General features: G+C 73.3%; 9 protein-coding genes. All 9 read right to left on the bottom strand.

The annotated features are described in order from the left end of the window. Positions 1-15: 15 nt before the first annotated feature. A complete protein-coding gene (gene hisN / locus SCA03_RS37030) occupies positions 16-1,569 on the bottom strand; it encodes a histidinol-phosphatase (RefSeq protein WP_086818051.1) in 1,554 nt (517 codons plus the stop codon). A 237-nt stretch (positions 1,570-1,806) separates the two neighbouring features. Continuing rightward, positions 1,807-2,496 carry a methyltransferase gene (locus SCA03_RS22445; RefSeq protein ID WP_030885428.1) on the bottom strand — a complete coding sequence of 230 codons (690 nt, stop codon included), beginning with the start codon at positions 2,494-2,496 and terminating at the stop codon, positions 1,807-1,809. 166 nt (positions 2,497-2,662) lie between these two features. Then, the gene (locus SCA03_RS22450) at positions 2,663-3,946 is read right to left on the bottom strand and encodes a DegT/DnrJ/EryC1/StrS aminotransferase family protein (protein WP_086817988.1); all 1,284 of its coding nucleotides are present in this window, start codon (positions 3,944-3,946) and stop codon (positions 2,663-2,665) included. Beyond that, positions 3,936-6,434 (bottom strand): hypothetical protein, encoded by a 2,499-nt coding sequence (locus SCA03_RS35555; protein ID WP_086817987.1) that lies wholly within the window; start codon positions 6,432-6,434, stop codon positions 3,936-3,938. The genes SCA03_RS22450 and SCA03_RS35555 overlap by 11 nt, the downstream gene beginning before the upstream one ends. A gap of 34 nt (positions 6,435-6,468) precedes the next feature. After that, entirely contained in the window at positions 6,469-7,485 is a 1,017-nt protein-coding gene (locus SCA03_RS22460; RefSeq protein ID WP_030888602.1) for a Gfo/Idh/MocA family protein, read from the bottom strand. 309 nt (positions 7,486-7,794) lie between these two features. Continuing rightward, positions 7,795-8,271: an NUDIX domain-containing protein gene (locus tag SCA03_RS22465; protein ID WP_030885416.1), complete on the bottom strand. Its 477-nt coding sequence runs from the start codon at positions 8,269-8,271 to the stop codon at positions 7,795-7,797. After that, complete coding sequence (locus SCA03_RS22470) at positions 8,255-9,751, bottom strand: M28 family peptidase (RefSeq protein WP_170223846.1); 1,497 nt, start codon at positions 9,749-9,751, stop codon at positions 8,255-8,257. The genes SCA03_RS22465 and SCA03_RS22470 overlap by 17 nt, the downstream gene beginning before the upstream one ends. A gap of 499 nt (positions 9,752-10,250) precedes the next feature. Next, on the bottom strand, positions 10,251-11,228 hold the full coding sequence (locus tag SCA03_RS22475) for a LysR family transcriptional regulator (RefSeq protein ID WP_086814947.1): 978 nt from the start codon (positions 11,226-11,228) through the stop codon (positions 10,251-10,253). 98 nt (positions 11,229-11,326) lie between these two features. Further along, complete coding sequence (locus SCA03_RS22480; RefSeq protein WP_086814946.1) at positions 11,327-12,856, bottom strand: MFS transporter; 1,530 nt, start codon at positions 12,854-12,856, stop codon at positions 11,327-11,329. Between the last annotated feature and the right edge of the window lie 172 nt (positions 12,857-13,028).

The following is a 13,028-nucleotide window of genomic DNA, read 5'->3' on the forward strand; positions in this document are numbered from 1 at the left end:
CAGGGGTCCTCTCCGTCAGGGGCGACTGGTCATGCACCAGGTGCGGGGGCCGCCGTCCGGCACCGCGACCTCGGCGTCGACGGTGAAGCCGAGCCGCTGGTAGAAGGGCAGATTGCGCACGTCGGAGGTCTCCAGATAGGCGGGAACGCCCTCCTGGTGCGCGGCCGTCACGCCGGGGCGGACGACGGCGGTGCCCAGGCCGTGGCCCTGCCGTCCGGGGGCCACTCCGACGGTGGCCAGGAACCACACGGGGACGGTGGGGCGGTGCGGCCGCAGCAGCTCCTCCATCTGTTCGTGCGCGGCCAGCCGGGACCCGGCCAGTTCGGCCAGCCGCGGCCCGATCTCGGCGAAGACGGGGCCCGCCTCGCTCCGCGGGGTGGTCCACACGGCGACGGCGTCCCCGTCCCCGGCGACCCACACCCGGCCGACGCCCAGCCCGAGGCGGGTGAGCAGCAACTCCTGGATGGCGGTGACGCGTTCCTCGTGGCGCTCCGCGTCGACGGTGTGCCGGGTGGCCGGGTAGGCGGCGAAGGCGGCGCCGAGGGTCCGGGCGGCGTGCGGGATGTCGCTCTCGTCGGCGGGGCGGACGGCGGGCTCGGGCTGCTTCATCGTGCTCGGCTCCTCGTGGGATCTGACGGACGGGGTCGGGGAGAGGATCGGTGACGGGGCCCGTGAGGGCGTGGAAGCGGGCAGGGGCGCGGCCGCCGTGGCGTGCGCCGTGACGGTGTCCGGCCCGGGGTGCAGCAGCGCGAGGGCGCGGGTGTGCAGGCGCGGGTTGGCCGACAGCGCGCCCCTGCCGTGCTGCGGGTCGGCACCGTACAGATCGGTGCACACGCCGCCCGCCTCCTCGACGAGCACCTGGAGGGCGGCGATGTCCCAGGGGCTCACGACCGGCTCGGCCGCGATGTCCACCGTCCCCTCGGCGACCATGCAGTGCTGGAGGAAGTCGCCGAAGGCCCGGTCCTCCCAACAGGCGTCGGCGAGCCGGAGATACGCCTGCCGCACATGGAAGGTGTGCCAGGTGTGCACCCGGGTCGTGGACAGATAGGCGTCGCCCGGCTCGGTGACGCGGGAGACCGCCAGCCGCCGGGGCTCCGCACCCCGGGCCCGGCCACCGGCGGCGTCCGCGCTCCCGGTGTGCCAGGCCGGCGCCTCCGAGGTGCGGCGCAGCCAGGCGCCGCGGCCCGTGGCCGCCCACCAGCGGCTGTGCAGCGCGGGCGCGCTGACCACACCGACGGTGGGACGGCCGTCCTCCAGCAGCGCGATGAGCGTGGCCCACACCGGTACGCCGCGCAGGAAGTTCTTGGTGCCGTCGACGGGGTCGACGATCCAGGTGCGCCCGGCGCCGGGGCTGCCGCCGGTCTCCTCGCCGGCGAACCCGTCGGCGGGACGACGGGCGGCGACGGCCTCGCGCAGCACCGTCTCGACCGCCGTGTCGGCGTCGGTGACCGGGCTGCGGTCCGGTTTGCTGCGCACGCGCAGATCGCGGGCGCGGAACCGGCGGCGGGTGATCTCGTCGGCGATGTCGGCGAGGTGCAGGGCCAGATCCAGATCGGCGGGCTCGGGCATGGGCGCCTTTCGCGGGGTGACGGCGGGCGGCGGGGCGGGGACGGGTTCCGGTGCGTGGGTGGGCGGAGTTCCGGTGCGCGGGCGGACGGAGTTCCGGTGCGCGGGCGGACGGGCGGGGGCCGGCGCGGCGGGGCGGGCGTCGGCGCACCGGGGCGGGCAGCGGTGTGCGGCCGTGCGCCCCGTCCGGCACAGCCGGTGCGCCCGCCCCGGTCGCTCCGGTCAGGCGGGTCGCCTCGGTCAGGCGGGGTGGAGTTCCAGGAGGTGGTACTCCATGACGCGGACGACCTCGATCCGGCGCACCTTGCGCAGCAGTTCGACGCGCATCCCGTGCTCGGCGGCGAACCCGTCGAGCCGTTCGCGGTCGCCGAGGTCCGCGGTGCCCATCAACAGGCGCCCGCCGTCCGTGAGATGGTCCTGTGCGCCGGCGATGAACCGGGCCTGGCCCTGGTACCCGGGGTCGAAGACGGCCGAGTGCAGATCCGTGGAGAGCGGGAAGCCGTCCTCCACATAGGTCCAGGGCACGTTCCAGAAGATCGCGTCGAACCGTTCGCCCGGGTCGAGCGCCGCGTACAGATCGCTGTGCAGCGCGCGCACGCGGTCGCCGACGCCGTGCCGTTCGGCGTTGGCCTCGGTGTTGGCCACGGCCTTCTCGTTGATGTCCAGCGCGGTGACGGTCTTGCAGCCGTTCAGCGCCGCCGTCACCGAGATGACGCCGGTGCCGCAGCCGACCTCCAGGAAGGAGCCGTCCTGCGGGTAGGGGAGCACGGAGGCCATCACCTCGGTGGCCGCGGTGAGCGTGCCGGGGAACACGCCCCGGTGCAGGGCCCATTCACGGCCCAGCAGATGGAACGAGTCGGGCAGGTCGTCACCGGTGAGGGCGTGCTGGAGGACCTCTGCCGCCGCTTCGGGCGATTCCTTGACGGTCATGTCCGGCCTTTCTGCGAGCTGTGCTGCCGTGGAGAGGTGGTGTGGGTCGGGCTTCTCGGCTTCTCGGCTTCTCAGCGCCTGGGCTTCGGTGTCCGGAGGCCTCGCCGCGGGGCGTCCGGGGGTCCGGGTGTCCCGGTGTTCGGCGGTCCGGGGTGCCCGGCCGTGGTCAGCCGCGGGTGGCGGCGTGGCGGACGAGCGCGTCCCGGTTCCGGGCGATCTTGTGGAACGCCTCCGCGTAGGCGTCGATGAGCGGTACGTCGTCGGGCCAGGCGGTGAACGTCGGCAGGGACAGCGCGTGTTGTTCGACGTGTTCGGCGTGGGAGCCGGGCGCCGGGGTGCTCGGCCGTTTGTCCGCGCCGGGGAAGAGGGGGTTGTCCGGGCTGGAGTAGAGCGGCAGGGTCCCGAGCCGGGGCCCGGAGGGCGCGCCGACCTCCATGCCCTCGGCACGCAGCGCCTCGATCAGCGTGGCGCGCGGCACACCGCCCAGCGCCCCGGGGCGGTAGAGCGGTTTGTAGCCGTACCAGGCGCCCATGTCGGCCTCGTCCGCGACGTGCACGGGCTCCAGATAGGGCACGGTCGCCAGCCGCTCGCCGAAGTGGCGCAGACAGCGGTGCCGGGCCTGCTTGCGGGCGGGGAAGGCGGCGAGCGCGTGCCGGGCCACGATCGCGTTGAACGGCGACATGCGCAGCTTGAGGCCGTAGCCGGTGACCCAGAACGCACGTAGCTGAGCGTCGAGTACGGCGTCCCGTGAGCGGTCCCGGTAGTGGCCCAGCAGCGTGGCCCGGTCGTGCACCTGTGCGTCGTCGGTGACCAGGATGCCGCCCTCGCCCGCGAAGACGGCCTTGTTGGCCTGGAGGGAGAAGACGGCCGCGTCGCCGAACGTGCCGACGGGCCGGCCCCGGTACCGGCTGCCGTGCGCGTGCGAGCAGTCCTCCAGCACCCGCAGCCCGTGCCGCCCGGCGATGTCGAGCACGGCGTCCATGTCGCAGGGGTGGCCCCACTGGTGAACGGCCGTGACGACCCTGGTGCGTTCGGTGATCGAGGCTTCCAGCGCCTTGGGGTCGAGGCACCGGGTCGCGGGGTCGATATCGGCCAGGACGACGTCCCCGCGCAGCGCGAACACCGGGCTGAGCGCGGCGTGGTAGGTGAGGGCAGGGCCGATCACCTCGGCGCCCTCGCGCACACCGAGCGCGAAGTAGGCGGCGAACAGGGCGCTCGTCCCGGAGTTGAAGGTGACGGCGTGCCGGACGCGGCCGTCCAGGAAGCGCAGGAAGTCCTCCTCCAGCGCGCCGACGGGGCCCGCGTTGCCCTTGATGGAGATGTCGGTGTTGCGCTGGCGGGCCAGCTCGGCCAGTTCGTCCTCACCGGCGGGCGGTGGCCACACCTCGTGGGGCAGCGGCTGCCGGATGACGGGCTCTCCCCCGAGGAGAGCGAGTTCGTCAGTGCTCATGGGGCCTTTCCTGAAGGGTCGGTGCGGCGGGTGCGGCGGGTGCGGCGGGTGCGGCGGGTGCCGCGGGTGCGACGGGTGCTGCGGGTTCAGCGGGGGCGTCCATGGCGTGCGGGGCGAACCGGAGGTCGCGGCCGGCGAAGTCGATGCGGCCCTCGCCGACGGCGTAGCAGCGCAGCAGCATGGCGTGCCGCGTCGTGGGATGGCCGGTGGTCACGGTGAGCGCGGCCTCCGCGGTGGAGCCGGCCGGTACCCGGAGCCGTCCGGGGTCCAGCGCGAAGCCGAAGCCGTGCTGCTTGCCGCGGGTGATGCGCGCTCCCAGCAGGACGTCGAGCGCGTCCGGCCCGCGGTTGGCCAGCCGGACCCGCAGCCGGGTCGTGCCGCCGGGCACCAGCACCGCCTCGCCCTCCAGGGTGAGATCGACGGTCTCGTCCTCGGTGTCCTGCGTGGCGCCGCACACCGGGCAGCTGACCAGCAGCCGGCGCAGCCGGGGCCGCAGGACGTGCGCGCTGGTGTAGCGGTGTGTCGTCTCCGGGCAGTAGCGGCAGGCCGCGTACGGGCTCTCCACGTGGCGGACGGCGTAGGCGGGCCGGTAGGACTCGACGAAGTGGTACTCGCGGGTCTCGGTGAGCCGCAGCAGGGTCTCCAGCAGATGCCGGTCCAGCCGGGCGCAGTTGGCCAGCACCCGGTCGGTGGCCTTGGCCAGCGGCTCGGACCGGGTCAGCTCACCGGCCGCGTCCCGGGCCCTGCGGGCGATGGCGGGCAGGCTGTTGGCGGTGTCGGTGAGGACGGAGCGCGCCTTGTCGAGCTTGATGTCGAGGCAGGCGAGGTTCTCGTAGCGCTCGACGGCCCGGACGATGCGGTCGGCCGGGCGCGTGCCGTGCGGCGCGACGACGAGGGTGCGGGACTCCTCCGTGCCGGTGAGCCGGCGCTCCTGGAACCCGAAGACCAGCGCGCTGAGTTCACCGTCCGGGCCCTCGCCGAGGGTGCCGTAGAAGGGCAGCCGCCCGCCGAAGGGCACCAGCGGGGTGAGGGCGAGCCCGCCGCTCCGGTACGCCTCGCGCAGCTCGGGGTCCTTCAGCCGGACGCGGGCGAAGGCGGGCAGCAGCCCCTCGAAGGTGATCTCCGCGCGGCCGGGGGTCTCCTGGCAGCTCACCGCTTCCGGCAGCGGCCGGGCCCCGTCCGCCGTCCAGCGCGCCTCGGGGTCGCCGACGACCAGCACCTCGGGCGCGTCGATCCCCCAGTGCACCAGGCTGTCGTTGACCTGCCGGACGGCGCCGCCGACGGTGGCGCCCTCCTCCAGCAGATGGTGGAAGAGCAGATTCTCGCCGTGCGTGCCGTCCTTCAGCAGCGGGCTGGCGATGTACGCGCCCGCCCAGGCGTCGAGGAACCGCTGGGCGACGGTGAACCGGTTCCCGCGGCCGAACAGTTGCGTACCGAGCTTCACGGTCAGACAGGCGTTGGCGAAGACCAGCTGTGCCGGCACGGAGGCCGGGGACCAGCGGCGGGCGTCCGGGTAGACGCAGTCGTCCCCGTGCATACAGGCCGGCAGCGTCGCCGACTCGCGGCGTGCCAGCGCCAGTTGGGCGGCGTCCCCGGTACGGCCGCACAGCAGGTCACGCGAGGTGAGCCGGAGGTAGTCCTCGCTGCCGTGCGTGATGATGCTGAACATCCGCAGCAGGCCGGGGGAGTCCGGCCCGTGCCCGTGCGAGGACTTCGTCTGCGGTCCGGCACCGGCACCGGCACCGGCCCCTGCTCCGCTGCCGGGCGCGGGCCGGGCGAAGGCTGAGGCGTCGATCGCGTCCTGCGGGTAGACCGTCAGCCGGCCGCTGCGCAGCGGTGCGCCGCCCTTCAGCAGCGGGGCGACCAGCACGTCCTCGGTGCCCGGCAGCCTCGGGTACAGGAGCGCCTTGAGGACGAGTTCGCTCAGCTTCGCCGGCGTGTGCGCGTACAGCACGCCCGGTTCGACACCGGGGAACCGGGCCCGCAGCCGGGTGGTCAGCCCGAAGCCGAGGAGGTCGGCGGAGCCGACGAGCGTCACCCAGCGTGGCGCCGCGCGCCGGACGGCCCGCAGCACGGCGTCCTCGCTCCGGGCGATCTCCAGCCGGGCGTTCCTGGCCAGCGCGAAGACGGCCGCGGAATGGCCGAACCCGGCACCGCCGTCCGGGCCTCCGCCGGACGGGTCCGCGCCGGACGGGGCTCCGCCGCCCGCGGTGCCGCCGTCGGGCAGCAGGGCGACGACCAGGTGCTCGGCGCGGGCGTGGCGCAGTGCCGCGACGGCCTCGCCGAGCGGCGCCTGCCGGGCGCCGGGAGCCTCCGGCGGCCCGGTGACGGGCACACCCAGGCGGGCGGCGATCCGGCGGGGCCACACATGGTGTCCGCGCGGATCGAAGGCGGTGAGTACGGGGTCGCCCCCGGCGTCCCGGTACCGGTCCAGGGCGATCGCCAGGGACTCACCGGGGGTGCGTGCCAGCGTGATGGTCGGCGTCACATTCCCTCCCAAGGGGCCCGTCGGGGCGCGTGGTTCAGGCGCACCGGTCGGCGAGCGCGCCGGGCTCGGTGAGGTGGCTGCGGTAGATGCCGTCGATCGTGCGGACGGTCGACAGCTGGCGGCTCAGATGCGCGGCGCGGTACGCACGGTCCTCCAGGCGCGCGAGGTAGTGCGCGAACATCGTGCGCACCACCGCGCCCTTGGACACGGCACGCTCCCGGCTGTCCACCGCCGTCCCGCCGGGGGAGAAGAGCGTGCCGGCCTCGGGGGTGACGCTGAGCGCCCCCTCGGTGCCGAGGATGGACAGCCGTTCGGTCTTCTCGTGGTTGTGCCGGGAGATCCGCAGCGATCCCGCCAGGGACGGGGTGGCGTAGCTGCACATGACGCTGACGAGGTCTTCCAGCCGGCGGTCGCGCATCTCGCGGTAGTGGTGCATGAAGGCGGCGTGCAGCCGTGTCGGCTCGGGGAACATCCCGCCGAGCACATCGATGAGGTGGTAGCCCATGTCGAGCAGCACCCCACCGAGCGCCTGTTCCCGTGAGGCACGCCAACCGCTCGTCGGCTGGGCCAGGTTGAGGTGGTAGTCGTAGCTGAACCAGTACGGCTCGCCGATGCGCCGGAAATTCTGCTCGGCGAACGCGAAGACCGGATTGAAGTTGCGCTGGAGCAGGGTGAAGACGCCGCGGTCGGATTCCTCGGCGAGTTCCGCGATCTTCCGGGCCTCCGGCTCGGACACGGCGAAAGGCTTCTCCTTGACGATGTGCTTTCCGTGCAGCAGCAGTTCCCGGCACACCGGGAAATGCGCGCTGTGCGGGACGGTGACCACGGCCACGTCGAAATCCACGCGTTTGAGTGCCTCCCCGAGCCGCGAGAAGTGCGGAAACCCCCAGGAGTCGGCGAGCGCCGGAGCAGCCGGTGCGGAATCGACCCCGCCGACGACCTCGGCCAACTCGCCGACCACGGGTAGATATTCCTTTCCCTGATGGCCGGCGAAACCGACCATCAACACCTGGGGACGTGCCGGTTGTGCGGACAGTGCGCTCGTGGACATGCGGATGTTCCCCCTAGCTGAAATGTCCGGTGAGCAGGGTGCGAGCGACGGACCCAAGGACCGCACAGCGTGTTCGAGGACGGTTCGGCGTGGGCGCGGACACACGGTCTCCGGTGGAGCGGCCGGCGGCTGCCGGCCTTCCAACCGCTACCGGCGGCCGCCGGCCTTGCGACCGCCACCGGCGGCTGCCGGCCCTTCCAACCGCTACCGGCGGCTGCCGGCCTTGCGACCGCCACCGGCGAATGCCGGCCTTCCAGCCGCCACCGACGGCCGCCGGCCTTCCAGTCGCCGCCGGCGGCCGACGGTCGTTCAGCCCGCTCTGCCGCCCCGCTCCGGTGCGGTGGTGGCGAGCCATCTGTGTGCCGCGGACACGAGGTCCTTGATGAAGGTGCTCCCGGTACGACGGGTGTTCTCGTCGAGCAGGGCGAGCCCGCCGGGGCCCACCCAGGCGAAGTCGGTGTGCTTGCCCGCTTCCAGCCGGGGAGAGGTCAGGTCCCCGTCCACCTCGACGACGAAGTCCGTCTCGATGTGCCGGACGCCGCCGGCCGTCCACTCCTGGCGGGACACCTCGGCGAGCACCCGGCGCAGCTGCCAGCCGGTCTCCTCCGCGATCTCCCGGCGCAGCGCCCCCAGGGCGTCCTCGCCGTACTCCACCGCGCCGCCGACGACGTCCCAGCAGCCCGGGAAGAGGCGCCGGTCCGGGGACCGGCGCTGGACGAACACCCGGTCCTGTGCGTCCCGGATGAGCGCCCCGACCACGGGCCGTGGCTCAGTCCCGCCCGGCATACCCGCCCCCTCCCGTTCCCGCGCCGCCCGCGCCACCGGTCCCACCGGACTCACCGGCCTCACCGGACTCACCGGTCTCGCCGTTCTCACCGGTTTCCGGGCCGGGCAGCGGATGCCGTGCGTAGTGCCGCCGTACCTCGTCGAACGCGCGCCCGTGCAGCAGCGCGGCACGCGGGCTGTAGTGGTCCGTCCGGTCGCAGGGCAGGTGGTAGCACGCGTCGAACGGCGCCCCCGCGGCGCCGCCCCACAACTCCGCCTGCTCCTGGGTCTTCGCCTCGAACGATCCGCCGTACAGCCCGCCGGTCGGTATCCCGGCCGCCAGGAACGGCACGTAGTCGGAGCGGCCGTCGGCCGGTGCGTCCCGCGAGGCGGCGCCCTGTGCGGCGAACGCCTGCGTCAGCCGGCGGGCGATGCGGTCGGAGCCGGGGGCCGGGCGCTGCCCCGAGACCGGATCGGTGGCGTCCGGATCGAGGGTGAACAGCGCGTAGTTGGGGCTCCCGATCATCTCCAGGTTGAGATACAGCTCGGTCCGCTCCCGCTCCGGTGCCGACAGGGCGTCGACGTAGTGCTCCGAGCCGAGCAGCCCGAACTCCTCCGCGCCCCAGAAGGCGAAGACCTGGCGGTTCGCCGGCCCGGGACCGCCCGCGCGGGCCGCGGAGAGGGCGCTCTCCAGCAGCACGGCGGCGGCGACGCCGTTGTCGTTGATGCCGGGCCCGTCCGGTGTGGAGTCCAGATGGGCGCCGCTGACCACCGTGTGCTCCGGATCGCCCCGCGGGCTCTCCGCGATCAGGTTCTCGGTGGTCCGCCGTTCGGTCAGCGAGCGCAGCTCCAGGCGCACCGGGCGTCCCGCTGCCGCCTCCCGCACGAGCCGCTGCCCGGTCGTCGCCGAGACGCCGCCGACGGGGATGCGCGCCTCCCCCGGCTCGGCGAGCCAGGAGTGCAGCTCACCCGGGCCGGTGTTGGCCACGAGCACGGCGCCGGCGCCCACATCGGCCGCGACGCGTTCCTTGGTGTCCATGTCGCACGCACCTGCCTGTACGAGTGCTGTCCGCCCGGAGACCGGAGTGCCCCGGTAGTCGTCCGCCGAGCATCCCGTGGCCGGTCGGGGGCCGCCGGGTACGGCGAGTTGCCGCGCCGTCCCGCCCTTGGGTGTGGACGGCGAGTAGCCGGTGACGACGACGTCGGGCGACGTGCCGTCCCGCAGCGTGAGCTTCTCCTTCAGCGTTTCCGTGTAGAGAAAGGGGAAGCGCTGTCGTTCGGTCGTGAAGCCGGCCTTTTTCAGCAGGCGTTCGATGTAGTCCACCGATATCCGGTGCCCAGGGGTTCCGGAGGCCCGGTGGCCGCCCTGGGCTTCGGCTATGCTCTCGAACTTTTCCAGGTGCTTCGCTATGGCCTTCTCGGTGATACCGCCGTTCTTTCCGACGGCCTTCCCGGGCGCGTGTGCACCGGCCGAAGCAGCCGACGAGAATATGCACTGCACCGAGAACAGTGCGATCGTCGCGCCTATGACCGCGCCTTTGTGGATTCGATTACCGCTGGACACTCGACCACCACCACAGGATTTCCGAAGGGTCCGTACGAGTCGAGGGCGGCAGGGCAGGAGGAGCCGCTGCCGGAAGGGAAGAAGAAGGGAGTGAGAAAGGGAGCGAGAAATGCCGTCGGTGGCACGCCATTTCGGCAACGCGGTGGAACCCGCATTTCTGTGTCGACACTACATCGCCGGCGGCGGGGACGTTTCAGGGCACGGGCGGTACCGGCCGTCGCGGGATCGCCTTGACAGGAAAGGCGGGCTCATGATTGCCGCGTTCTGCCCGGAGTGGCCGGAACGGATTGTTCCTCCCGGGGAGACCGGCCCCGGGACGGTGCCGGGGCGCCGGGAGATCCCCACGGCGCCGCCTCGGGTTTCCCGCGGCGCCATGTCCCAAACCGGTTGTTATCGGCCGCAGTTGGCCGGTGGAAGCCTTGTGATGATGGCCGGATCAGCCGGGTGTGCCCTCGAAAACCCCCAGCAGGGCGCGGTCCGGGCCCGGCAGCCAGTCCCTGGAGGGGTCGCAGGCAAGCCATTCCGTGGCGGCCGCGCGGGCCAGCCCGATCATGCGCTGTACCAGCGGGTGCCGGTGCTGCCGCAGCCACACCAGCGACCAGGGGTAGACGGGCCGAGGCTCCACCAGGGGAAGGCAACGGATGTCCGGAGAATAACTGTACGACACGTCGGCCCCGCCCGGACAGGCCATCTCCCCGTGCTCCCACAGGAGTTCGACGAAGTGCTCCTCCGAGAGCGCCGGCCCCGACAACGTCAGCGACAGCCCGAACTCCTCGGCCAGCTGCCGCACAAAGGCGTTCCACTCCGACTCCTGGCCGTAGTGCGGCATCCAGATCCCCGTCTGCCGCAGGTCCGCCATGGTCAGCCGGTCCCGGTCGGCCAGCGGATGGGTCCGGGGCAGCAGCGCGCAGACGGGCTCCAGGCGCACCAGCCGGCTGGTGGCCTCGGGCGGGATACCGGCGCCGGGATGGACCCGGCCGAAGGCGCAGTCGATCTCCCCGCGGACGAGCGCGGGCAGCGAGGCGTGCAGCGCCTGCCGCATGCTGAGGTTCACCGGCAGCGCCGGGTCCTCCTCCAGCAGGGCGCGGACCAGGTGCAGCGGAGCCAGCCGGCCGTCGACCACATCGACCCGCAGGGGGTGCGGGACCGGGGGCCGGACGGCCTCCGCCGCGGCGCGGGCGGCGGCGAGCACGTCCCGCGCGGGCCCGAGGAACCGCTGCCCGGCGTCCGTGAGTTCGACGCTGCGGGGGCCGCGGTGGAAGAGCGCGGCGCCGAGCTGCGACTCCAGCCGGCGTACCCGCTGCGAGATGGCCTGCTGGGTGATGCCGATCCGTTCCGCGGCGCGCCGGAAGTGCATCTCCTCGGCCGTGACCACGAAGGAGCGCACCAGCGCGAGGTCCAGATCCAGGTCCACAACCGTCAACTGTCATGCGACAAGCGGAGGTTGTCAACGGAGGGAAACCGGCCGCGGGGCGACCGTGGGCCCCGCCTGCCCGCGTGGTGGCCCCGCTGTCAGGAGGCGCCGTCGGCCGCGGGCCGCGGGCCGTCCCCGGCGTCGGTGGGCGCTCCGGTCGCGTCCACCGCGGGGCGGGTGTTGATCAGGATCCAGGAGAGCAGCGCCGTGACGGCCAGGATGCCGACGGAGAGCGCGATGGCCACCGTGTAGCCATGGACGGTACCCGCCGCGACGGCGTCCGGTGACCTGCCGTGTGCCGCGAGGTAGCCGCCCGTCACCGAGGTGGAGACGGTGTTGAGCAGCGCCAGCCCGAGTGAACCGCCCACCTGCTGCGCGCTGTTGACCATGGCGGCGGCGGCCCCCGACTCGTCCGGCGCGAGCCCCGCCGTGGCCGTGCTCATGGCGGGCATCATGGCGCAGCCGATGCCGAGCCCGATGAGGATCTGGGCGGGCAGCAGCAGCCGGAGGTAGATGTTCTCCGCCCCCGGGCTGAGCTGGGTGAGCAGCCCCATGCCGAGCGCGACGACGAGCAGCGCGGGCACGATGAGGAACCGGGGCTGGGTGTGCGGCAGCAGCCGTGCCGCGATGACGGACGAGCCGAGGCCGATGCCGACGGCGAGCGGCAGGAAGGCCACACCGGTCAGCGCGGGCGGGTAGTCGAGGATCACCTGGAGGTAGTACGTCAGGAAGAGGAACAGCCCGAAGAGCCCGACCTGGGAGAGGGCCACGGCCAGGAACGAGCCGCCCCGCCCCCGGTCGGCGACCACCCGCAGCGGCAGCATCGGATGCGCGGAGCGCCGCTCGACGGCGGTGAAGCCCACCAGCAGCAGCACCCCGAGCAGCAGCAGACCGAGCACCAGCGGATCGCCCCAGCCGTGCTCGGCCCGCGCGAAGGCGTAGACGAGGGCGACCAGGCCGCCGCACCCGAGCAGGGCGCCGGGCAGGTCGAGCCGCCAGGGCCCGGCGGTGCCGCGGTCGCGGGGGAGCAGCCCGGAGCCGAGGGCGGCCACCAGCGCCACGGGGACGTTGACGTACAGGCACCAGCGCCAGTCCAGGTACTCCGTCAGCACACCGCCGGCCAGGAGCCCGGCGGCGGCGCCTCCGCCGCTGAGCGCGCCGTACACCCCGAAGGCCCTGCTGCGCTCCCGCGGGTCGGTGAACATCGTGGAGAGCAGCGCCAGGGCCGCCGGTGCCAGGGCCGCGGCGAAGACGCCCTGGAGGGCACGCGCCGCGAAGAGGACGGTGGGCTCGGGCGCCGCGCCGCCGACGGCCGAGGCGAGCGCGAACCCGACGAGCCCGACGACGAACACCCGCTGCCGCCCGGCGAGATCGGCGATCCGGCCGCCGAGGAGCAGCAGCCCGCCGAAGCTCAACGTGTAGGCGGTGATGACCCATTGCCGGTCGGCGTCCGACATGCCCAGGTCCCGCTGGGCCGAGGGCAGCGCGATGTTGACGATCGTCGCGTCGATGACGACGAGCAGCTGCGCCATGCTGATGACCACCAGCCCCCACCACCGGCGGGAATCGCCACCGGGAGCGGTGTGTGCTTCGCCGGTCGCGGGGGCGGATTTCGGGGTCCTGGCCATGGCGCAGCTTTCCGTCGGCGAGGGAAAAAGGGGGAAGGCGGGGAGGCCGGCTCAGGGATTCCGGCTCTCCCCGCTTCGGCCTCAAGAAGACCAGGACGGTGAGAAGTTGTCCAACAAGGCCCGCTCGGCTTTCAACAAGCTGCGATTGTTGAGTGATTTCCTTTCGCGTGGG

This window comes from Streptomyces cacaoi (genome assembly GCF_006539165.1).
Lineage (GTDB): Bacteria > Actinomycetota > Actinomycetes > Streptomycetales > Streptomycetaceae > Streptomyces > Streptomyces cacaoi.

Coding starts and splice junctions, on each gene's coding strand:
- hisN (WP_086818051.1), bottom strand. CDS start 1,569: ATGCCCGAGCCCGCCGATCTGGATCTGGCCCTGCACCTCGCCGACATC.
- SCA03_RS22445 (WP_030885428.1), bottom strand. CDS start 2,496: ATGACCGTCAAGGAATCGCCCGAAGCGGCGGCAGAGGTCCTCCAGCAC.
- SCA03_RS22450 (WP_086817988.1), bottom strand. CDS start 3,946: ATGAGCACTGACGAACTCGCTCTCCTCGGGGGAGAGCCCGTCATCCGG.
- SCA03_RS22460 (WP_030888602.1), bottom strand. CDS start 7,485: ATGTCCACGAGCGCACTGTCCGCACAACCGGCACGTCCCCAGGTGTTG.
- SCA03_RS22465 (WP_030885416.1), bottom strand. CDS start 8,271: ATGCCGGGCGGGACTGAGCCACGGCCCGTGGTCGGGGCGCTCATCCGG.
- SCA03_RS22480 (WP_086814946.1), bottom strand. CDS start 12,856: ATGGCCAGGACCCCGAAATCCGCCCCCGCGACCGGCGAAGCACACACC.